The sequence below is a fragment of the Propionivibrio pelophilus DSM 12018 genome (genome assembly GCF_059569095.1).
Genome location: NZ_JCANUT010000001.1, coordinates 1 through 21426 on the forward strand (window position 1 = coordinate 1; position 21426 = coordinate 21426).

The window sequence follows — 21426 nt, forward strand, 5'->3', positions numbered from 1 at the left end:
TTTGGCGGCGGCGAAGTTCATGCTTGTGCTCCTTGCAGTTCGGCCATGGCTTGTTTGTATTGCTCGTCGTTCGGCGCTTTGCCGTGCCAGTCGAGCTGGTCTTCCATGAAGCTGACGCCTTTGCCCTTGACGGTGTAGGCGAGAACGCAGATGGGCTTGCCGTTGCGGGCGTGCTTGGCCTTGGTGAGGGTGGCGAGGACGTCGACCATGTCGTGGCCGTTCATCGTCATCACGTCGAAGCCGAAGGCGCGGAATTTGGCGTCGATCGGTTCGGTCGGCAGAACTTCGGCGAGGGTGCCGTCGAGCTGGAGGTTGTTGATGTCGACGATGACGACGAGGTTGTCGAGCTCATACTTGGCCGCGGCCAGCGAGCTTTCCCAGACGACCCCTTCGTTGATCTCGCCATCGCCGAGGACGGCGTAGACCTTGTAGTCCTTTTTCTTGAGCAACTTGCCTTCCATGGCGATGCCGACGGCCTGGGCATAGCCGAGGCCGAGGGAGCCGGCGGAGGCGTCGATCCCGGGCAGGTAGGTGGCAATCGGGTGCCCTTGCAGGCGGCTGTCGTTCTTGCGCAGGGTCTTGAGCTCTTCAACGGGCATGTAGCCGCGCATGGCGAGCGCCGAGTACCAGATCGGGCAGGCGTGCCCCTTGGAGAGAACGAAGCGGTCGCGATCGTCCCACTTGGGGTTGGCCGGATCGAGGTTCATCAGGTCGAAGTACAGCGCGGTGACGAAGTCAGCCGCCGACAGCGATCCTCCGATATGCCCGGACTGGGCGGTGTACACCATGTCAACAACGTTGATGCGCATGGTGTTGGCTAATTTCTTGAGCCGATCGACGCGTGCGTCGAACGTCAGGCCCGCGGTCTCTTCCATTCTGCGACTCCTAGCGATATGAATTCGTGTGGTTGTCCCGGAAAGGAAGCTCGTCTTCCCCTCCCCTCGTCGGCAGGTTCCATTTTTTTCTTCTCGGCCAGCGAGTGACGCGAAGACTACGCCCTTGATTTTTACTGGACAAACGAATAATTGTTAGGGGGTGGTGAATTCAATTCATCTGGATACGATGAAAGAATCGTCCCGCGCGTATCGCAGTGCAGATGTCAGCATAGGTTGTTGTCGTTATTGGCTTCGCACCTACCAACATACGGCGGCCCAACCATCGGCAAGAGCGCCCGTTCCGGGCGCATACAAAAAACGCGGCCGAGGCCGCGTTTCGAGTCAGAGTCCGGCAGGACGTGTAACACTCACGCCTTGTGCTCGACCACCACGCACTGGTAGACGCCTGCGAAAAACGTCTTCTTGCGCCACACGAATTTCTCGGCATTGCGCGCGTAGTGCTGTATTTCATTCTTCCACATCGCTTCGGCGAACGGTTCGAGGTAGTGGTTGACGATCTTCAGGATGTAGCGGATCGGCTGCCATTTGGCGGGGTTGTGGTAATCGACGAGGACGGCCTTGCTGCCCTTGGGCAGTTTTTCCAGCATGTGATTGACGATCTCGAATTTCTTCTCCTCCGGCACTTCGTGCAGCAGGAAGAAACTGCAGATGAGATCGTAATGATCCTTTTCGCCGACGGCATAGGATGCGGCATCGGAACGGATGACCTTGGTCCACTCCATGCCGGCCAGCTTGCGCGTGCCATGCTCGATCTGCACCGGAGTCACATCGGTAAGGTGGAACGCCCCCTTGGGTCCGACTTTCTTCGCCGCACGGGTCACCAGGTCGCCATAGACGTGCGCCAGTTGCCAGACGCGCGAGCCTTCCTTGATTTCGTTGAGGTAGGCGCGCATCAGGCGCTGGTCGTTGAGGAACAGCAGAACGCGCACGACCCAGTTGTGATCCAGCGCACGCACCCATTTCGGATCGACGTACGCCCAGTCGTACACCTCGGTCATGTACGCTGGAACACCGTCGTAATAAGGGTCGACGGCAAGTGACGAATGGTTCTTGGTCATGTTCAGTCCTGTCTGTTCAGTAGTCCCGGGCAAGCGAGAAGTGCTCGCGGCAGGTCTGCGCGACCTGGAGGAACCGGAGGGGGATGAAAAAAGGGGGATTATCCCCCATCCGCGGCCGCATGGTCAAACATCGAAAGCTGAAAATAACGAATAAAACCCTTTTGTATCATGGTACTTGCGTAACAGCACCTCCCTGCCGGGTCGGCGGAATCTGCTCCGCGCCGAAGATCAGGACGGCAGCGGTTCGAACAGTGCGGCGATGTCGTCCTCACCGAATTTGACTGCCGCATTGCTGTCTGCCGACAGGATTCCGTCAGCGAGATCGGCCTTGCGTTCCTGCAAGGCGAGAATCTTCTCTTCGATGCTCCCGGCGACGATCAGCTTGTAAACGAACACCGGCTTGTCCTGCCCGAGACGGTGCGCCCGGTCGGTCGCCTGGTTTTCAACGGCGGGGTTCCACCAGGGGTCGTAATGAATCACGGTATCGGCGGCGGTCAGATTCAGGCCCACCCCGCCAGCCTTCAGGCTGATCAGGAAGACCGGCACTTCACCCGCCTGGAAGCGGCGTACGGGTGTCTCGCGATCGGCGGTATCTCCGGTCAACAACTCGTAGGCGATTCCCGCCCGCTTCATTTCGCCCTCGATCAAGGCGAGCATGGCGGTGAACTGCGAGAAAACCAGGATTTTCCGCCCCTCATCGACCAGTTCCGGCAGCATGGTCATCAACAGATCCAGCTTGGCCCGTTCCTTGACCCGTTGTGCTACCGGAGATTTGACGAGCCGGGGATCGCAACAGACCTGGCGTAACTTGAGCAGTGCATCGAGGATGACGATCTGGCTGCGCCCGAATCCCTTGATGGCGATTTCCTCGCGCACCATCACGTCCATTGCCGCACGTACCGCCTCGTACAGGTCGCGCTGGCTGCCCGCGAGTTCGACCTTGCGCTGAATGATTGTTTTCGGCGGCAGTTCCGGCGCAACCTCTTCCTTGCGCCGGCGCAGAATGAAGGGGCGGATGCGCTGCGCCAGCAGATTCCGCCGTTCCCCATCCCCCTGCTTCTCGATCGGCGTGCGCCAATAGCGGGCGAAGGTGTTGCTGCCGCCTAGAAAGCCGGGCAGCAGGAAGTCGAACTGGCTCCACAATTCGCCGAGGTGGTTTTCGAGTGGCGTACCGGTCAGGCACAGGCGATGCCGCGCATCGATCCGTCGAACCACTTCCGCCCCTTGGCTTCGCGAGTTCTTGACGGTCTGCGCCTCATCGAGAATCAGCATGTGGTAGGAGAAACGGGTCAGATCGGCTGCGTCGCGCCAGAGCAGCGGATAGGTCGTCAGCACGACGTCGTGCTCGGGAATCTCGTCGAAGCGCGACTTGCGTTCCACGCCCTGAAGCGACAGCATCGAGAGTCCGGGAGCAAATCGCGCCGCCTCGTTCATCCAGTTGAAAACCAGCGACGTCGGCAGGACGATCAGGGCCGGACGGTCAAGCCGGCCACTCTCCTTTTCCAGGAGAAGATGCGCCAATGCCTGCGCCGTTTTGCCCAAGCCCATGTCGTCGGCAAGGATGCCGGAAAGTCCCTGCTCGCGCAGAAACTGCAGCCAGGCAACGCCTTCCTTCTGGTAGGCACGCAGTTCCAGCCCGAGCCCCTTGGGTGGCTTGATCTCGCGCACCCCCTGTGCCGCGAGCAAGCGGTCGGCCAGGGCGATGATTTCTTCGTGGCCGCGAAACTGCCAGCGACTGGTGTCGCTCAACACCTTCAGGCGCTGGGCATCGAATCGCGAAATACGCAGGAGTTTTCCATCAAACGCGTCGAACAGGTCGATCAGGGTCAACGCCAGCGGCTTGAGACGTGCAGCGGGCACCCGCAGGCGCTTGTTCGCCGGCGTCCTCAGTTCGATCTGCTCATTGTCGTCGATCCGGAGAACATCAACGGTTTCCAGCCAGCGTGAGTCACGCTGAAACAGCGAGGCGAGGAGTGGCGCCAGAGGCAGCCGTTCTCCCTCGACGATGATGCCCATATCGAGGTTGAACCAGCCGCTGTCGGAGGCGACAAGATCGGCCTCCCACGCATCGACCCGCAACGAATGGTGACGGAACTCTTCGTCGAAGCCGACTTGCCAGCCCGCTTCGCGCAACGCGGGAAGCGACTCTTCCATGAAACGGGCCCAGGCGGCCTCGCTCTCCAGACCATAGGCATTTTCCGGCACGGCGCCGCACGCACGCAGCACCGTTACGGGAACCCTCTCCAGACCATACGGGGAAAGTTGGGCCAGAAGCGCTGCCTCGGCTTCCGGTCGACGTGTAACCCGTACTGTTTCGCCATCGGCAAGCGCGACGAATTCCCTGGTATCGCCGGCACCGACCTCGGCATCCTGGTAACGGAATCCGGCAAGAGCGACGTCGAAGCCGACGGTATCGGTACACGACGCGTACTCGCGCCATGGGTCATGGCCGTTGGTCTCCAGCGTCTCCAGGCGAAGCACGGGAACTGGAGCAACGTCGATGCAGCGGAGCAAGGCCTGCGCGTTTTCCTCGGGCGCAGGCAGATCGGGGGCCAGCTCCGCAAGCATCGCTGCCACGACTTCGGCCTGCATGTCTCCCAGCGGCGGCAGCGAAAACAGGCGGGCGATGACATCCGGGTCACCGGGAACATCGAGCGTGCCCACGACGCTTCGGTCAAGGTCGACATACCAGGGCGGCAACAACGGAATGGCAAGACATCCTTCCGCGAGCCCCCTGAAACACGGACGCTGAAAGCCCTGCTCGTCAATCCGCCACGCGAGCCGCCCTGGCCGGCTCTCGCCGGGAAGCAAAGGAGACAAGTCGCTGGCCAAGGCAAAGCGGCCGGTGCGCAACAGGCGTTGCAGCAAGTCACCACCGTCGTGCTCCCCGAAGCCATAGGCGCGCAGGCCACTCTCGCCGGGGAGTTCATAGCGCAGCAACTGCAGGATTTCCGCATCCTGGTCGGTTACGGCCGACAACGCCTTGGCTGCCCCGCGCTCGATATCCCACAGGACCTCTGCGTCTTCGAGGCTGCGGCCGCGGTGCACGGTGATGCCAAAGCAACTGGCATCCTGCGTCCAGTGCAGAAGGTAATAAATCTGATTACGACTCGACGTCGTCCGGCTGCCGCTCTGGCTGACCGCCAGCGAGACCCGCCGCAGTTCATCCGCCCAGGACATCCCTGGCGGGGCAACAGGCTCGTTATCGTTTATTTCGTGGACAGTCTTAGACGACATCAATGACAGGTTTCATGGGCGCCCTCCGTATCGGTTTGGAAAGGAGGGGCGCTGGGCAACTCCGACTAGCGATTCAACGAATCGTCAGCCAGACGCCAAGTACTTGAATCAGAATGAATACGATACTCCGGCACCTACCCTCGGCTCAGTCCCGGAAATTTCCGTACTTGATCGGGAAATCGGTTATCGCGTTGGTTACCGTCGCGATACACGCCTGCAACTCGTCTCGCTTCGCGCCGGACACCCGCACGGTATCTCCCTGAATCGACGCCTGCACCTTCAGCTTCGAGTCCTTGACCAGCTTGACGATCTTTTTGGCAAGCTCGGTCTCGATGCCGACCTTGATCTTCAGTTCCTGCTTGACCTTGTTGCCGGATATTTTCTGGACGGGCTGGTGATCGAGGCGCTTCACGCTTTCCTTCTCCTTTTTCTCCATCGCGGGGAAAAGGATGTCCTTTATCTGGTCGAGCTGGAAGTCGGAATCGCCATGAAGCGTGATGATCTTGTCTTTATCGTTGAGCTCGACCTTGGCCGACGTACCCTTGAAGTCATAGCGCGCGTCGATCTGGCGGCTGGTGACGTCAATGGCATTCTTCAATGCAACAAGGTCGGCTTCGGAAGAAAAATCGAATGATGGCATGGTATCCCTTCAACAAATCGTCTGTGTCACAGCCGCTCAGCCGTAATGGCAGACGTAGTGGTACGGCTCTTCACAGACGATCTCGAACGACGAGTTACCGGGCACGTTGAACGACTGCCCCGCCGAATAGGTTATCCACTCGTTCTCCCCCTTGAGGCGCACACGGCACGAACCGCTCACGCACTCCATGATTTCCGGCGCGCCGGTAGTGAATACCAGCGACGCGGGCAGAACCACGCCAACCGACTTCTTGGTACCGTCGGCAAACTGGATGGAATGACTGACGCATTTTCCGTCGAAATAGACGTTGGCCTGTTTGACGACGCTGACGTTATCGAATTGAGACATATCACATTCCCCAAAACCTCTGGATCAGGGCCTTGGCTACAAAACCAAGCATGCCGAAAGCCAGAACAAAAAACAGAACGAAGGTGCCGGTTTTACCGGCCTTCGACTTCCAGGCGAGTTCGCCGATGATGAACAACATGAAGAGCATGAAGGCGGCAATCCCGAAGGACATGCCGAAAGCGGAAACCTGCTCTTCCGTAAAACCGAACATCAACGGCGCACAACCTGCTCAACTACTATGGATTGACCCGACCGAGCAGAAGGTACTCCATCAAGGCCTTTTGCACATGCAGGCGATTTTCAGCCTCGTCCCACACGAAGCTCTGCGGTCCGTCGATCACCTCGGCGGTCACTTCCTCGCCCCGGTGAGCCGGCAGACAGTGCAGGAAGATCGCATCCGGATTGGCGACCTTCATCATCTCGGCATCGACCTGCCAGTCGGCGAAATCGCGCAGCCGCTCCTCGTTCTCGGCTTCGAACCCCATCGAGGTCCACACGTCGGTCGTGACGATATCCGCGCCGCGGACGGCATCCATCGGATCGGCAAACTGCTTGAAATGACCGGTACCGTGCAAGCCTGCCCGCTCCGGCTCGACCTCATAGCCCGGCGGCGTCGACACATGCACGTTGAAGCCGAGGACTTCACCCGCCTGCAACCAGGTATTGCAGACATTGTTCGAATCACCGATCCAGGCCACCGTCTTGCCCTCGATCGAGCCGCGGTGCTCGATGTAGGTGAAGATGTCGGCCATGATCTGGCACGGGTGGTACTCGTTGGTCAGGCCATTGATCACCGGAACACGTGAGTGCGCGGCAAAGCGCTCGACGATGGTCTGCTCGAAGGTGCGGATCATGACGATGTCGCTCATGCGCGAAATGACCTGCGCGGCATCCTCGATCGGCTCGCCGCGCCCCAGCTGCGAATCACGGGTATTGAGGTAGATTGCCGAACCGCCGAGTTGCTGGATTCCCGCCTCGAACGACAGGCGGGTCCGCGTGCTGGCCTTCTCGAAAATCATCACCAGCGTACGATCGCTCAACGGCCAATAACGCTGATAGGCCTTGAACTGCGCCTTGATCCAGCGCGTGCGGCCGAACAGGTACGCATATTCCTCGCGGGTGAAATCGTTGAACTGCAGGTAGTGCCTGACGACTGGCTTAACGGGAGTCATGTCCGTATCCGATCAGGAAGAAAGAAATTCGCGAATCAGCGCGCCAAGCCGCTGGACCAGTTCGCTGGCGTCATCGGCGCTGAAATTCAGGGAGGGCAGCAAACGCACGACCTTCTCGGCGGTCACGTTGATCAGCAAGCCGGCGTCGAGCGCCAACCGGACCAGTTCTCCGCACGGACGATCGAGCTCTATACCGATCATCAGGCCCTGGCCGCGAATGCCGACGAATCCTTTGACGCCAGCCAGTTCCCGCGCCATGCCGTCCCGGATGAGTTCTCCGACGGTTATCGCATTCGCCAGCAGCTTGTCCTGATCGATTACCGCCAGCGTCGTCAACGCTGCGGTCGTCGCCAGCTGGTTGCCACCGAACGTCGAACCGTGGTTGCCCGGCTTGAACAGGCCGGCGGCCTTCCCGGCAGCCAGACAGGCGCCGATCGGCACGCCGCTGGCCAGACCCTTGGCCAGCGTCACCACATCGGGAAGAATGCCGGCGTGCTGATAGCCGAACCAGGTACCGGTACGCCCCATGCCGCACTGCACCTCGTCACAGATCAGCAGCCAGCCGTTGTCGTCGCAGAGCTTGCGCAGACCGCGCTGATAATCAGGATCAGAGACGTAGATACCGCCCTCGCCCTGAACGATTTCAAGCATGACGGCAACAACGTTCTTGTTGTGTTCGGCAATCGCGCTCACCGCCTCGAGGTCGTTGAACGGCACGCGCACGAAGCCTGAAACCAAGGGCTCGAAACCGGCCTGGACCTTGCGGTTTCCGGTCGCCGAGAGCGTCGCCAGCGTACGTCCGTGGAAAGACTGCTCCATGACGATGATCGCCGGATTGTCTATGCCTTGTTGATGGCCATAGAACCGGGCCAGCTTGATCGCCGCTTCATTGGCTTCGCAACCGGAATTGCAGAAGAACACCTCTTCCATGCCTGACAACGCGGCCAGCCGGTCCGACAGTTCTTCTTGCTGCGGCATGCGATAGAGGTTGGAGGTGTGCAACAGACGCCCCGCCTGCGCCGCAATCGCCGAAACCAGAACCGGGTGATTGTGCCCGAGCGTATTGACTGCAATCCCCGACAAGGCATCGAGGTAAACCTTGCCTTCGGTGTCGGTCACCCGGCTACCGCTTCCATGACTGAAAGCGACTGGCAACCGGCCATAGGTATTCATCAGGTGAGACATAATCAACCCCTTGCTGAGGTGCAAAAACTGAAACGGCGGCCTACGCCGCCGGAACAGACCGGGCCTCGCCGGTAAATTGCGAACTGGGCCTGCGACAGGCCGCGCGCCGAAAATGCTGAAAGAAAAATTCTATGAGAAAACACCGGGCTTGTATAGGCCGAAACGGCCTGCAGTACAAAGCAAAACGGCGCCCGAGGGCGCCGCCAATTACATCCGAACCCCTGAACTATCAGGCAGCAAGCGCCTTGATCTGGGCCGACAGCCGGCTCTTGTGCCGTGCCGCCTTGTTCTTGTGGATGATCTTCTTGTCGGCAATGCTATCGATCTCCGAAACGGATTGCTGGAAAACGATTTGAGCAGCAGCCTTGTCGCCAGCGACAATCGCCTTCTGCACACGCTTTACCGCCGTGCGCATAGCGGAGCGCTGGCTTGCGTTGTGGGCGCGTTGCTTGACGGCTTGACGGGCACGCTTACGAGCTTGTGCGCTATTGGCCATGAGTTGATCCTCAAAAAGCAGATGAGTTAATCGAAAACGCGAAATTGTACAGACTCATTCATTCGATAGCAAGCGATTATTGGAGACGCTCAGACCTTCCTGCCGCCCCTCCTCCCGCTTATGCGGCTAAGATGGCGCCTTTGCCAATACCGCACCTAGCCGATGAACCTACTGAAAGCGCTGGCCACGGTCAGTTCCATGACACTCGTCTCACGCATCCTCGGTTTCGTCCGGGATTTCGTGATCGCCCGAATCTTCGGCGCGGGGATGATGACCGATGCCTTTTTCGTTGCCTTCAAACTGCCGAACCTTTTTCGCCGCCTGTTCGCCGAAGGGGCGTTTTCCCAGGCATTCGTTCCCATCCTGGGGGAATACAAAAACAAGCTCGGCGAAAACGACGCCAAGCGTCTGGTCGACCAGGTCGCCTCGCTGTTGCTGCTCGTCTTGATTGCCGTCACGCTTGCCGGCATGGCGGGGGCGCCGCTGCTCGTCTATATATCCGCCCCCGGCTTTGTCGCCGAGCCGGACAAGTTCGCCCTCACTGTCGAGCTGACGCGCATCACCTTCCCGTACATCCTGTTCATGTCGCTCGTCGCCCTCGCCGGAGGTATTCTCAACACCTGGAACCGCTTCGCCATTCCGGCATTTACGCCGGTATTGCTCAACATCTCCTTCATCGGGATGGCGCTCTTCGCCGCACCGTGGTTCGAACGTCCGGTCATGGCGCTCGGCTGGTCGGTCTTCATTGGCGGCGCCCTGCAACTGGCATTCCAGCTGCCTGGCTTGAAGCACATCGGCATGCTGCCGCGCTTTTCGCTCGACTGGCGCGCCCCGGGCGTGCGGCGAATCCTCGCGCTGATGGCCCCCGCGGTGCTCGGCGTATCGATTTCCCAAGTCAGCCTGCTGATCAACACCATTTTCGCGTCATTTCTCGATACAGGCAGCGTATCGTGGCTGTACTACGCCGACCGGCTGATGGAATTTCCTTCCGGAATGCTCGGCGCGGCGCTCGGGACGATCCTCCTGCCATCGCTGTCGAAATACCACGCCGGCGGACAACACGACGAGTACTCCAGGCTGCTTGACTGGGGATTGCGCCTGACACTGCTGCTGGCGGCGCCCGCTGCGGTTGCCCTGGCGATCATCGCCGTGCCGTTGATTGCCACGCTGTTTCATCACGGTGCCTTCACGACGAACGACGTTTTCATGACCCGCAACGCGCTGATCGCCTACAGCGTCGGCCTGCTCGGCCTGATCCTCGTCAAGGTGCTGGCGCCCGGCTTCTACGCCCGCCAGAACGTCCGCACCCCGGTCAAGATCGGCTTGATCACCCTATGCGTCACCCAGGCGCTCAATCTGGCGCTCATCGGCTGGCTCAAGCATGCCGGCCTGGCACTGGCCATCGGTCTGGCCGCCTGCCTCAACGCCGGGCTGCTTTATCGGGGATTGCGCCGGCACGCGATTTACACGCCGCAACCGGGATGGCTGGCATTTTCGCTCAAGTTGCTCGCCGCCCTCGTCGTAATGGCGGCAGTGCTGTGGTTTATTGCCGGGGACGCATCCAACTGGTTGCAATGGAATCTCGCCACCCGATTGTGGCGACTCGCCGTTGTCGTAATCATCGGCGCGACCAGCTATTTCGCTACACTATGGCTCATCGGCTTCCGCCTCCGTGATTTCAGGCGTCGCGCAGCCGAATGATCCTAACAGGAGAACCCACCATGAAACTGACGAGCAACAGCTTCGCAGACGGACAGCGGATCCCGGGAGACTATTCATTTTGCGTTGCCGACCCGGCGCACCATGTCTGCCTCGGCAAGAACATGAACCCCCACCTGGCCTGGAGCGACGCCCCGCCCGAGACACGCTCCTTCGTCATGATCTGCCACGATCCGGACGTCCCCTCCCGCGGTGACGACGTTAACCAGGAAGGACGAACCGTCCCGGCCACGCTGCCACGTATCGACTTCTTCCACTGGGTGCTGGTCGACCTGCCGGCTGACATGCACGAAATCACGGTGGGCGAGTTCTCGAACGAAGTCACCCCGCGCGGAAAGGGTGGTCCGGTTGCGCCACACGGTGCACGCCAGGGGACCAATGACTACACCGCCTGGTTTGACGGTGATGGCGACATGCGCGGCGACTACTTCGGCTACGACGGCCCCTGCCCGCCCTGGAACGATGAAATCCGCCACCGCTACGTGTTCACGGTTTTTGCGCTGGATATCGATACTTTGCCGCTGGACGGCAAATTCGGCGGCCAGCAGGTCCGTGACGCGATGAAAGGGCACATTCTCGCGGAAGCCAGCCTGACCGGCCTCTACGCCCTGAATCCGTCGGTCGTCTTTTAGGGAAAAGCGGTCGTAAAAAAAACCGGGGCCAGCCAGAAGCTCGCCCCGGTTTTGATTCGCCCCGGCAGTCTCAGGACAGCGCAGCCAGCGCGTCCCGGGTAATACCTTCGACACTCCCCACGCCGGATATCGTGCGCACCTTCGGTGCCGCCGACTCGCCCGTGGCCGCCCATTCCGTGTAAAAAGCCATCAGCGGCCGCGTTTGCGCATGATAGACCTCCAGCCGCTTGAGCACCGTTTCACAGGAGTCGTCATCGCGCTGGATCAGCGGCTCGCCGGTCACGTCGTCCTTGCCCTCGACTTTCGGTGGATTGAACTTGACGTGATAGGTCCGACCCGACGCGAGATGCACGCGACGTCCGCTCATGCGCTCGACGATCTCCGCGTCCGGAACGTCGATCTGCAGAACGAAATCAAGCGGAACGCCCGCTTTCCGGATGGCCTCGGCCTGCGGAATCGTGCGCGGAAAGCCGTCGAACAGGTACCCCGCCTGGCAGTCATCCTGCAACAACCGCTCCCGGACGAGATTGACGATGATGTCGTCGGAGACCAGTCGCCCCTCGTCGATCACCTTCTTGGCTTCCAGACCCAGTGGCGTTCCGGCCTTGATCGCCGCCCGCAGCATGTCGCCAGTGGAAATTTGCGGAATCCCGAATTTTTCACAGATGAATCGGGCTTGTGTCCCCTTGCCGGCGCCAGGCGGACCAAGCAATATGAGCTTCATGGTTTTTTCCTTGAATAACAAAAGAGATGAACGAAATCGGAAAGCCCCCCGTGTGCCGGCATGCCGGGGGGCGCAGGTCACGGATTCTTGCTGAACCACTCCTGCATGCGCGCCGCGTCCTCGGGCGTATCGACGCCGGGCATCGGCAGATGATCGGAAACGAGCACGCTGATCCGGTAGCCATGCCACAAGGCACGTAGTTGCTCGAGCGCCTCGAAGCCCTCGACCGGAGAAGGGGTCAATCTGGCGTAGGCGCGGAGAAATCCGGCGCGATAGGCGTAAAGGCCGATGTGCCGGCAGGCGATGAACCCCGACGGAAGCGACTCCTTGTCCTTCGCGAAATGGTCCCGCGCGAAGGGAATCGGCGCACGCGAGAAATACATGGCGTCGCCATTCGCCTTGCAAACGACTTTGACCACGTTGGGAGCAAAAAAATCGGCAGTATTGTCGATGGGGTGCGCGACGGTCGCGATATCCGCGCCACTCTCGGCAAGTTGCTGCGCCGTCCGCGCGACCAGCGCCGGATCGATCAGTGGCTCGTCGCCCTGCACGTTAACGACGATCGTATCGTCACTCCAGCCCCGCAGCTCCACCACTTCGGCCAGACGATCGGTTCCCGTCGGATGATCGGTACGCGTAAGCAGCACCGAAAGTCCGCTCTGCTCGGCGGCTTTGACCACCTCCGGGTGATCCGTCGCGACCCACACCTCCTCCGCACCCGACATCACGGCACGCTCGGCAACACGAGCAACCATCGGCTTTCCACCCAGATCGAGGAGCGGCTTCGCCGGCAAACGGGTCGACGCGTAACGGGCCGGAACGACGGCCATGAATTTGACATGACTCGACGACATCAGCACTCTCCCTCGTTCAGGCGGCGTGCCTGGTCTTCCAGCATGATCGGGATGTCGTCGCGCACCGGGAAAGCCAGCTTGCACGGTTTGCAGACCAATTCCCGCTCGGCTTTGCGATACTCAAGGTTGGCCTTGCAAATCGGGCAAACGAGGATATCAAGCAGACGCGCATCCATTCAGTTTCTCCAGTATCAGGTCCATCAACGAACGCCCGTCCGGCGCTTCATCGACGCATGCCTCGACAGGAAGCACCCACGCTTCCGGCAAGGCCAAACCGGCGCATTTTACCGCATCTTTCTCGGTCATCAGCAGCACGCAGCCGTTGGCAAAGGCAAGATCCGCCTGGCGATAGGCGTGGTGATCCGGAAACGGATGCGCCTCGAACTCCAGCCCCAGGGCTGTCAATTGCGCAAAGAAGCGCGCGGGATCACCGATCCCCGCCACGGCATGGAGCGGCTTGCCACGCAGGTCGGCAGCGCGACAAGCATGGCCGCGATCATTCAACGAATAGAAAGCATCGGCGAGCAAGCGCATGGGAAAGGCTGGCACGACCGATTCCATCTCGCCCCCTGCCGCGCCGGCACCATTTCGCACAACAGCAGTAACCCCGGCGAGGCGCAACACCGGTTCACGCAACGGACCGGCCGGCAGCAATTGCCCGTTGCCGACACCGCGCCCGTCGAGTACCACCAACTCCACCGTGCGCTCGAGACGATAATGCTGCAAGCCGTCGTCGGAAATAATCACATTGCATTCCGGATGCGCGAGCAGCAGCGCCTTTCCGGCAGCTACCCGGCTCTGGCCGACCACCACAGGAACGCAGCTCCGCCGGGCCAGCAAAAGGGGTTCGTCACCAACGAGTTCGGCATCCGAATCCGGACGAACCTCGAGCACTCCCTGGCCGGCTTTGCCGCCGTAGCCTCGACTGATGATCCCGGGCCGCATCCCATATTCCTGCAACTTGGTCGCGAGCCAGAGAACCAGCGGTGTTTTGCCGCTCCCGCCGACGGTCAGATTTCCGACGACAATCACAGCGACAGGCAAACGAAACGAGGGGAGCCAGCCGATACGAAAGAGCGCTCGCCGCAACGCGACGAGCAAACGAAACAGCCAGGAGAGCGGAAGCAACGGCCACAACGAGGGCGCCAACCGCCGCTGGAACCAAAGTCGGGGCAAACTCGCCTTCAAGCCCCCAGCCATCTGCGACTCGACCGGTCTTCAGCGCGGCGACTGTGTCGCAAATGAAATACGCGGGTACCCCACCGACTGCGCCGCCTGCATGATGTCGACGACGCTCTGATGGGTCGCCTTGGCATCGGCATTGATCACGATCACCGGATCCTTCTTGTCGCCAGCGGCCCGCTGCAGCGCTTCACCGAGCGAACGCACATCCGTCGCACCGAGCGGCACCTTGTTGACCAGAACCTGCCCGGTCGCCGTCACCGCCACATTGACTTCGTTCGGCTCCTCGTTCTGCTGGCTCGCATCTGCCGTCGGAAGGTTGATCTCCAGACCGGAAAACTTGGCGTAGGTCGTGGTCAGCATCAGGAAGATGATGATCACCAGCAACACATCGATGAGGGGAATCAGGTTTATCTCGGGCTCGTCGTGGCCGCGACCGCGCTGGAAGTCCATGGCCGTACCCTATGCCCGGCGTTCGCCGTGCAACACCTCGACCAGACGGACGGCCTGCTGCTGCATGTCGACAACGAAACTATTGACCAGCGCCCGGAAATGCCGCCAGAAAATCATGCTCGGGATGGCGATCAACAAACCGAAGCCGGTGTTGTACAAAGCGACTGAGATACCATGCGCCAACTGCACGGGGTTGCTCCCGGTCGGCGCCTGCGAGCCGAAGATCTCGATCATCCCGACCACGGTTCCGAACAGTCCCATCAAGGGGCTGATCGATGCGATCGTTCCCAGCGTCGTCAAATAGCGCTCGAGTTCATGCGCCACAACGGCGCCGGTTTCCTCGACCGCCTCACGCATGATCTCGCGTGAACTGCCGACGTTGCGCAACCCGGCCGCCAGCACCCGCCCGAGCGGCGACTGCGCCTCCAGCGACGCGACGATCGACTCGTTCAGCGACTGTTTTCGGTACTCGGTGATGACGCTCTGCAGCAACCCATTCGGGAGCACCTTCGAGCGCCGCAATGCAACCAGCCGCTCGATGATCAAAGCAACGGAGATAACCGACGCCAACAGCAAGGGCCAGATGGGCCAACCGGCCGCCAGAATAATCGAAAACACGCTTTCTCTCCGATGACGAATCAAGCCGCGAACTTTAGCCTGAGGAGCCGTCAGCGGCAACCCCCGAGCAAAGTAATAAAAATTCCCTTGTCCACAAAATCTGTGGATAACAATGTGGATGAATACTGAGGAAGCCCGCTAAGTCCCGCTTGGAAAAGGCTTTTTTACACTTTGCAAAAATATTCGGCAGACGACAAAAACAATTAATAAACAATAACTTAAAAAAACACCCTTGCCACCACTGGGTTTGCACGCCGACCCCTGGCGCAAACCCAGTAAACATGTGCATGAATTGACAAGAATGTAGAATTGGGGCATGACAGAAAGCCCCTTCTTCGATCAAAGCCCCGCCGCCACAGCCCCCGTCTTGACGGTATCGCTGCTCAACCGGCTGGCCCGGGAGCGGCTCGAATCGGCCTTCCCCTTGTGCTGGGTTGCCGGTGAAATTTCCAATCTGACGTATGCCAGCTCCGGCCATGTCTATTTCTCGCTGAAGGACAGCAATGCGCAAGTGCGCTGCGTGATGTTCCGCAACCGGGCGCAACTGCTCGGATGGCGCCTGGAAAACGGGCAGCACATCGAGGCACGCGTTCTCGTCACCCTCTACGAAGCGCGCGGGGATTACCAGCTCAATGTCGAAACTGCCCGGCGCGGCGGCGTCGGCAACCTGTTCGAACAGTTCCTGCGACTGAAGGCCAAACTGGAAAGCGAAGGTCTGTTCGCTACAGAACACAAGCGTCCCCTGCCCGCCTTTCCACAGCGGTTGGGCATCGTCACTTCACCGCAGGCCGCCGCATTACGGGACGTTCTCACGACCCTCGCGCGGCGCGCTCCACATGTCGGCATCGTGCTCTACCCAACACCGGTGCAGGGCGAAGGTGCGCCGGGACGCATTGTCTCTGCCTTGACCACGGCCAGCGATAGGCACGAATGCGACGCACTGATCCTCTGCCGCGGCGGCGGAAGCCTGGAAGACTTGTGGGCATTCAACGACGAAGCCGTTGCCCGTGCGATCCGGGCCTGCAAGATCCCGATCGTGACCGGCGTCGGGCATGAAACCGACTTCACGATTGCCGATTTCGCCGCGGATCATCGCGCGGCCACACCAACGGCCGCAGCCGAACTCGCCGCACCGCATCGGGCAGCGCTCATGCAGCAGTGCGTCGACCAGCTCCGGATGCTGACTCGACTCGCTGATCGTTCGCTCGAACGACGTGCTCAGCACCTCGACATGCTGGCCAAGCGGCTGATTTCTCCAGCGCAGCGACTGGTCCAGCGACGACAGTTGCTCGCCGCCTGCCAAAGCCGCCTCACGACGGCATTGCAGCAAGCTGTCGCTCGCGGGACGCTGACGACCCTCCGGCTGAGCCAGCGACTGCGGCTCGCGAGACCGAACACCGAGCGACTGAGTGTTCGCCTGACAACGCTCTCCGAAAGACTGAACAGCGCTATGCGCACGGCCCTCGATTCGCGCAGCACACGCCTCGCCCACATCGGCGCCGGTCTTGCCCATCTCAGCCCGGACAACGTCCTCGCGCGCGGCTACAGCATCGTCACCGACGAATCCGGCCGCATACTCAACAGCAGCCGCGGACTGGAACCAAATGACCGCATCAATGTCTCTTTTCACGCCGGCCGCGCCGAAGCGCGCATCACCGCGGTGCAGCCCTGAATAGCATATCCGCTGGACGTGCCAGCCCACCGGAAAGACAACAACGATCTCAGCCGCTCTAACTCAAAAGGAGAAACCATGGAACATCAACTGCCGCAACTCCCGTTCGCCCAGGACGCACTCGCCCCGCACATCTCGAAGGAAACGATCGAGTACCACTACGGCAAGCACCATCAGGCCTACGTCACCAACCTGAACAACCTGATCAAGGGAACGGAATTCGAAGCCCTCGATCTCGAAACCATCGTCAAGAAAGCCCCGGCCGGCGGCATCTACAACAACTCGGCGCAGGTATGGAATCACACCTTCTTCTGGAACAGCCTGGCGCCGAATGGCGGCGGCGCACCGACCGGCGCGCTGGCTGACGCAATCAACAAGAAGTGGGGATCCTTCGACGACTTCAAGAAAGCCTTCCAGGCCTCGGCCGTCGGCAACTTCGGCTCCGGCTGGACCTGGCTGGTCAAGAAGCCTGACGGCTCGGTTGATATCGTCAACATGGGCGCTGCCGGCACCCCGCTGACCACCGCCGACAAGGCCCTGCTGTGCATCGACGTCTGGGAACACGCCTATTACATCGACTACCGCAACCTGCGGCCGAAATTCGTCGAAACGTTCCTCAACAGCCTCGCCAACTGGAGCTTCGCCGAGAAGAACTTCGCAGCCTGATCGTGCCTGGGCAGCTGCATGGAGCCCCGGCACGGCCGGGGCCAGCCATGCGGCAAGTCAATCGTCTATCGTGCCGCGTTGATCTTCGCATTGATCTTTGATTGACGCCTAAAAAGCAGACGTATAGAATTCGCTCCGTTTTTGGGGGCGTAGCTCAGTTGGGAGAGCGATTGGTTCGCAATCAATAGGTCGGCGGTTCGATCCCGCCCGTCTCCACAGAATTCCCAAAGCGAAAAGGCCAGTTTCCACTGGCCTTTTCGCTTTTCTGGGTTGGGAAACGCCTCCGAGAAAAACAAGCACTGTCGGATCGCTTTACACTGGGTCCATGCAATTCTGAACACTATCTCCTACGTCGCTGTTAACAAACAAGAATTCGAAACGCGGCGTTTTTCTTGCTTGGTTCTGCTCGTACTGTTCTCAAACAGTTCGGACAAACCACTACAACCCCACAACCAGATCATTCGCTTAGTTACTCTCTCTTTTGGCATGCATAAGTTGCCGTTCTTTGATGAAAGGAACGATCATGTCAGCCACTATCAAAGTCTTCCATGTCGGAGACAAATGCTTCAGGCACGTTATGAGCAGTTATCACGACCAGGTCGAACTGCGTAACGAAGACGACGAAACCCTCCTGACCTATAGCGACAATTCCAAGGTGTTCGATCAACACGGCCGGCGCGGAAGCATGAGCATCGACTATATAGACGGAGCCCCTCGCTGGGTCTATTGTGAAACACAGAATGATGTTTACCTCATCCTCAGCGCGGACCACATATCCGCCGAGGTAGAAATATCCAGACGCTACATCATGAGTTTGTTCACAACCTGAAAGAACGACGCATTTACCATCATCCCCTAAACTCGCCGGGACCGGATCCGGAACAATTGCTGGAAACACGGATCTCAACATTACGCGCTTTGACCCGGAACATGATTCCGGGATAATGCGTTCATCGTTTTTTTTTGCACTACTTACCCCCCGAAAACACGAACGAGGTTATGCCATGAAAACTAAAGCAGTCGCCCTTCTTTCCGCCATTACCATCGGCGTGGGAACCCTTTCCGGGTGTGCCAACATGAGCGAAACCGAACGCACCACCGGTACCGGTGCCGCCATTGGCGCCGTGGCAGGTGGCTTGCTCGGGGTTGCCACCGCCGGCGGCAACAAGGGCAAGAGCGCGGCCACCGGCGCCGCGATTGGTGCGGCTCTTGGGGCCGGCGGTGGCTACCTCTGGTCACGACACATGCAGGACCAGAAAGCCGCGATGGAACAGGCGACCCAGGGGACGGGCGTCAACGTTACGCAGACGACCGACAACCAGTTGAAACTGGAAATCCCGAGCGACATTTCGTTTGATTCCGGCCGTTACGACATCAAGCCCAACCTCCGCCCGATCCTCGATCGCTTTGCGACCACGCTGAACCAGAATCCGGTCACTACGGTGCGAATCATCGGCCATACCGACAGCACAGGATCGGACGCGGTCAACAACCCGCTGTCGATCAACCGTGCCGCCGCCACGCGCGACTATCTGGTTTCCCGCGGCGTCTCGGCAAGCCGCATCGGCATCGACGGCCGTGGATCGCGCGAGCCGATCGCGGACAACAGCACGCTGTCCGGCAGGGCGATGAATCGCCGTGTCGAGATTTTTGTCGCCGAAGCGGCACGCTGAACGAGCGCAGCGGCATTCCACCGCCTGGCGACTTTTCGGTCGCCAAGACGGATCACAAGGCCTGGCCCGTCCAGGCTTTTTTTCGTCCGCAGAACGGCACGCCAGAGGACCGGGCGAGCCGCCAACGGTGTCTGGTCGTATAATCGCGGCCGACATTTGACATCACCCGCCCACAAGGCCAGACCGCACGCTCTGGCCTTTGTCGTCTTCATCACCGGACCGGCGGGCCGGTTGGAGAACCCGTACCTATGAGCTACACCGCCGAATCAATCTCCGTCCTCAAGGGACTGGAACCCGTCCGCCACCGGCCGGGCATGTACACGCGCACGGACCATCCGTTGCACATCATCCAGGAAGCCATCGACAACGCCGCCGACGAAGCGCTCGGCGGCTATTGCAAGCGCATCGCCGTCACACTGCACACCGACGGTTCGGTGACCGTACTGGACGACGGCCGCGGCATCCCCGTGGAAATCCACCCGGTCGAAGGCGTACCGACGGTCGAGGTCGTCTTCACCCAACTGCATGCCGGCGGCAAGTTCAACAAGGGCGACGGCACCTCCGCGTACCGCTTCTCCGGCGGCCTGCACGGCGTCGGCGTTTCTGTGACCAACGCACTCTCCACCCGTCTCGAAGTCGAAGTCACCCGCAACGGCGGCCGGCACCAGCTGGCTTTTTCCGCCGGCGCGGTCATCGAACCGTTGCAGCGCATCGGTGACGCCCCCAAGCGCGCCAGCGGCACACGCATCCGCGCCTGGCCCGATCCGCAATTCTTCGACTCCCCGACCATCCCGCTCGGCGAACTCGAACGCCTGTTGCGCAGCAAGGCCGTCCTGCTGCCCGGCCTCGACATCTCGCTGACCATCGAAGGCGGCGAGACGAAGTCCTGGCGTTTTGAAAACGGCATGCAGCAATACCTCGCCGAACAGCTCGACGGCGAATTGGCCGCGCCGATCTTCACCGGCGAGAAGTACGCTGCCGCCGGCGACGAGAACTTTCCGGCCGGCTCCGGCGCCGCCTGGGCCCTGTGTTGGAGCGCCGAAGGCAACCTGGCGCGCGAATCCTACGTCAACCTGATCCCGACCCCGGCCGGCGGAACCCATGAAACCGGGCTGCGCCAGGCCGCCTTCGACGCCATCAAGAGCTTCGCCGAACATCACGCGCTGCTGCCCAAGGGGATCAAGCTCGCCGCCGACGACGTCTTCTCGCGGGTCAGCTTCGTCCTCGCCGCGCGCGTTCTCGACCCCTCGTTCCAGGGCCAGACCAAGGAGCGCCTGAACTCGCGCGACGCCGTGGCGCTGGTCTCGCGCATGCTGCGCGACCCGCTCGAACTGTGGCTCAACGAACACCCCGACGCCGCCAAGAAGATCGCCGAACTGGCGATCAAGGCCGCGCAGGCCCGTTCGCGCGCCGGGCAGAAGGTCGAAAAGAAGAAACAGTCGGGCGTCGCTATCCTGCCCGGCAAGCTCTCGGACTGCCAGAGCGAGGATTTGAACCGCAACGAGATCTTCCTCGTCGAGGGCGACTCGGCCGGCGGCTCGGCAAAATCCGGCCGCGACAAGGAGGTGCAGGCGATTCTTCCGCTGCGCGGCAAGGTACTCAACACTTGGGAAGTCGAGCCCGGCAGCCTGTTCGCCAATCGCGAAGTGCACGACATCGCCGTCGCCCTCGGCATCGACCCGCACCTGCCCGACGCACCAGACACGGTGATGGACAATCTGCGCTACGGCAAGGTCGTGATCATGACCGACGCCGACGTCGACGGCAGCCACATCCGCGTCCTGTTGTGCACGCTGTTCTACCGCCACTTCCCGAAACTGATCGAGCACGGCCACCTCTATTTCGCGCAACCGCCGCTGTACCGCCTCGACGTGCCGGCGCAAGGCAAGAAGCGCCCGCCACGCAAGCTCTACGCGCTCGACAACGATGAGCGCGAAGCGCTGCTCGATCGCCTGCAGCTGGAAGGTGTCAAGCCGGAAGCTGTGGATATCTCGCGCTTCAAGGGTTTGGGCGAGATGAACCCCGAACAGCTCTGGGAAACGACCATGTCGCCCGACACGCGCCGCCTGATGCGCGTCCGTTTGCCGTTGGCAACGGAAGCGAAGCCGGTGATGAACATGCTGATGGCCAAGAACGAATCGGCCGGACGGCGCGCGTGGATGGAAGCCAACGGCGCACTGGTTGGCGCGGAGATTTGATCC

At 60.6% G+C, this 21426-nt stretch carries 22 protein-coding genes and 1 tRNA gene; 8 read left to right on the forward strand and 15 right to left on the reverse strand.

The window, feature by feature from the left end:
- Positions 1 to 17 precede the first annotated feature (17 nt).
- The 9 genes from BO74_RS00005 to rpsT form a co-directional block, all read right to left on the reverse strand.
- Positions 18 to 875 (reverse strand): transketolase, encoded by an 858-nt coding sequence (locus BO74_RS00005; RefSeq protein WP_496439102.1) that lies wholly within the window; start codon positions 873 to 875, stop codon positions 18 to 20.
- 368 nt (positions 876 to 1243) lie between these two features.
- Positions 1244 to 1954: a rhodoquinone biosynthesis methyltransferase RquA gene (rquA, locus tag BO74_RS00010; protein WP_496439103.1), complete on the reverse strand. Its 711-nt coding sequence runs from the start codon at positions 1952 to 1954 to the stop codon at positions 1244 to 1246.
- Positions 1955 to 2182: 228 nt separating this feature from the next.
- Positions 2183 to 5191 carry a DEAD/DEAH box helicase gene (locus BO74_RS00015; RefSeq protein WP_496439104.1) on the reverse strand — a complete coding sequence of 1003 codons (3009 nt, stop codon included), beginning with the start codon at positions 5189 to 5191 and terminating at the stop codon, positions 2183 to 2185.
- A 145-nt stretch (positions 5192 to 5336) separates the two neighbouring features.
- Complete coding sequence (locus tag BO74_RS00020; protein ID WP_496439105.1) at positions 5337 to 5831, reverse strand: YajQ family cyclic di-GMP-binding protein; 495 nt, start codon at positions 5829 to 5831, stop codon at positions 5337 to 5339.
- A 36-nt stretch (positions 5832 to 5867) separates the two neighbouring features.
- Positions 5868 to 6179: a pyrimidine/purine nucleoside phosphorylase gene (gene ppnP / locus BO74_RS00025; RefSeq protein WP_496439106.1), complete on the reverse strand. Its 312-nt coding sequence runs from the start codon at positions 6177 to 6179 to the stop codon at positions 5868 to 5870.
- A gap of 1 nt (position 6180) precedes the next feature.
- Positions 6181 to 6390 carry a DUF2788 domain-containing protein gene (locus BO74_RS00030; RefSeq protein ID WP_496439107.1) on the reverse strand — a complete coding sequence of 70 codons (210 nt, stop codon included), beginning with the start codon at positions 6388 to 6390 and terminating at the stop codon, positions 6181 to 6183.
- Positions 6391 to 6415: 25 nt separating this feature from the next.
- Complete coding sequence (gene argF / locus BO74_RS00035) at positions 6416 to 7351, reverse strand: ornithine carbamoyltransferase (protein WP_496439108.1); 936 nt, start codon at positions 7349 to 7351, stop codon at positions 6416 to 6418.
- A 12-nt stretch (positions 7352 to 7363) separates the two neighbouring features.
- Positions 7364 to 8536, reverse strand: a complete 1173-nt coding sequence (locus BO74_RS00040) for an aspartate aminotransferase family protein (protein WP_496439110.1) — start codon at positions 8534 to 8536, stop codon at positions 7364 to 7366.
- Between the two features lie 229 nt (positions 8537 to 8765).
- On the reverse strand, positions 8766 to 9032 hold the full coding sequence (gene rpsT / locus BO74_RS00045) for a 30S ribosomal protein S20 (protein WP_496439111.1): 267 nt from the start codon (positions 9030 to 9032) through the stop codon (positions 8766 to 8768).
- 162 nt (positions 9033 to 9194) lie between these two features.
- Between rpsT and murJ the strand changes: the two genes are divergently transcribed.
- Both murJ and BO74_RS00055 read left to right on the forward strand, forming a co-directional pair.
- Entirely contained in the window at positions 9195 to 10733 is a 1539-nt protein-coding gene (gene murJ / locus BO74_RS00050) for a murein biosynthesis integral membrane protein MurJ (RefSeq protein ID WP_496439112.1), read from the forward strand.
- A gap of 20 nt (positions 10734 to 10753) precedes the next feature.
- Positions 10754 to 11383 carry a YbhB/YbcL family Raf kinase inhibitor-like protein gene (locus tag BO74_RS00055; RefSeq protein WP_496439114.1) on the forward strand — a complete coding sequence of 210 codons (630 nt, stop codon included), beginning with the start codon at positions 10754 to 10756 and terminating at the stop codon, positions 11381 to 11383.
- Between the two features lie 70 nt (positions 11384 to 11453).
- Here BO74_RS00055 and adk read toward each other — a convergent pair whose 3' ends face one another.
- From adk to BO74_RS00085, 6 genes are all read right to left on the reverse strand, one after another.
- Entirely contained in the window at positions 11454 to 12107 is a 654-nt protein-coding gene (adk, locus tag BO74_RS00060; RefSeq protein ID WP_496439116.1) for an adenylate kinase, read from the reverse strand.
- Positions 12108 to 12184: 77 nt separating this feature from the next.
- Positions 12185 to 12961: a 3-deoxy-manno-octulosonate cytidylyltransferase gene (gene kdsB / locus BO74_RS00065; protein WP_496439117.1), complete on the reverse strand. Its 777-nt coding sequence runs from the start codon at positions 12959 to 12961 to the stop codon at positions 12185 to 12187.
- Positions 12961 to 13137, reverse strand: a complete 177-nt coding sequence (locus BO74_RS00070; RefSeq protein WP_496439118.1) for a Trm112 family protein — start codon at positions 13135 to 13137, stop codon at positions 12961 to 12963. The genes kdsB and BO74_RS00070 overlap by 1 nt, the downstream gene beginning before the upstream one ends.
- On the reverse strand, positions 13118 to 14137 hold the full coding sequence (lpxK, locus tag BO74_RS00075; RefSeq protein WP_496439119.1) for a tetraacyldisaccharide 4'-kinase: 1020 nt from the start codon (positions 14135 to 14137) through the stop codon (positions 13118 to 13120). The genes BO74_RS00070 and lpxK overlap by 20 nt, the downstream gene beginning before the upstream one ends.
- Before the next feature lie 42 nt (positions 14138 to 14179).
- A complete protein-coding gene (locus BO74_RS00080) occupies positions 14180 to 14596 on the reverse strand; it encodes an ExbD/TolR family protein (RefSeq protein ID WP_496439120.1) in 417 nt (138 codons plus the stop codon).
- Between the two features lie 9 nt (positions 14597 to 14605).
- Complete coding sequence (locus BO74_RS00085; RefSeq protein WP_496439121.1) at positions 14606 to 15214, reverse strand: MotA/TolQ/ExbB proton channel family protein; 609 nt, start codon at positions 15212 to 15214, stop codon at positions 14606 to 14608.
- Between the two features lie 316 nt (positions 15215 to 15530).
- On the opposite strand from BO74_RS00085, the gene xseA reads away from it, so the two are divergent.
- From xseA to parE, 6 genes are all read left to right on the forward strand, one after another.
- Entirely contained in the window at positions 15531 to 16886 is a 1356-nt protein-coding gene (xseA, locus tag BO74_RS00090) for an exodeoxyribonuclease VII large subunit (RefSeq protein WP_496439122.1), read from the forward strand.
- A gap of 78 nt (positions 16887 to 16964) precedes the next feature.
- Positions 16965 to 17552 (forward strand): superoxide dismutase, encoded by a 588-nt coding sequence (locus BO74_RS00095; RefSeq protein WP_496439123.1) that lies wholly within the window; start codon positions 16965 to 16967, stop codon positions 17550 to 17552.
- Between the two features lie 143 nt (positions 17553 to 17695).
- Positions 17696 to 17768: transfer RNA gene (locus BO74_RS00100), tRNA-Ala, on the forward strand.
- Between the two features lie 307 nt (positions 17769 to 18075).
- Positions 18076 to 18381 carry a hypothetical protein gene (locus BO74_RS00105; protein ID WP_496439124.1) on the forward strand — a complete coding sequence of 102 codons (306 nt, stop codon included), beginning with the start codon at positions 18076 to 18078 and terminating at the stop codon, positions 18379 to 18381.
- A gap of 175 nt (positions 18382 to 18556) precedes the next feature.
- Complete coding sequence (locus BO74_RS00110) at positions 18557 to 19225, forward strand: YiaD family glycine zipper/OmpA-like lipoprotein (RefSeq protein ID WP_496439126.1); 669 nt, start codon at positions 18557 to 18559, stop codon at positions 19223 to 19225.
- 248 nt (positions 19226 to 19473) lie between these two features.
- Positions 19474 to 21423 carry a DNA topoisomerase IV subunit B gene (parE, locus tag BO74_RS00115; RefSeq protein WP_496439127.1) on the forward strand — a complete coding sequence of 650 codons (1950 nt, stop codon included), beginning with the start codon at positions 19474 to 19476 and terminating at the stop codon, positions 21421 to 21423.
- Positions 21424 to 21426 lie beyond the last annotated feature (3 nt).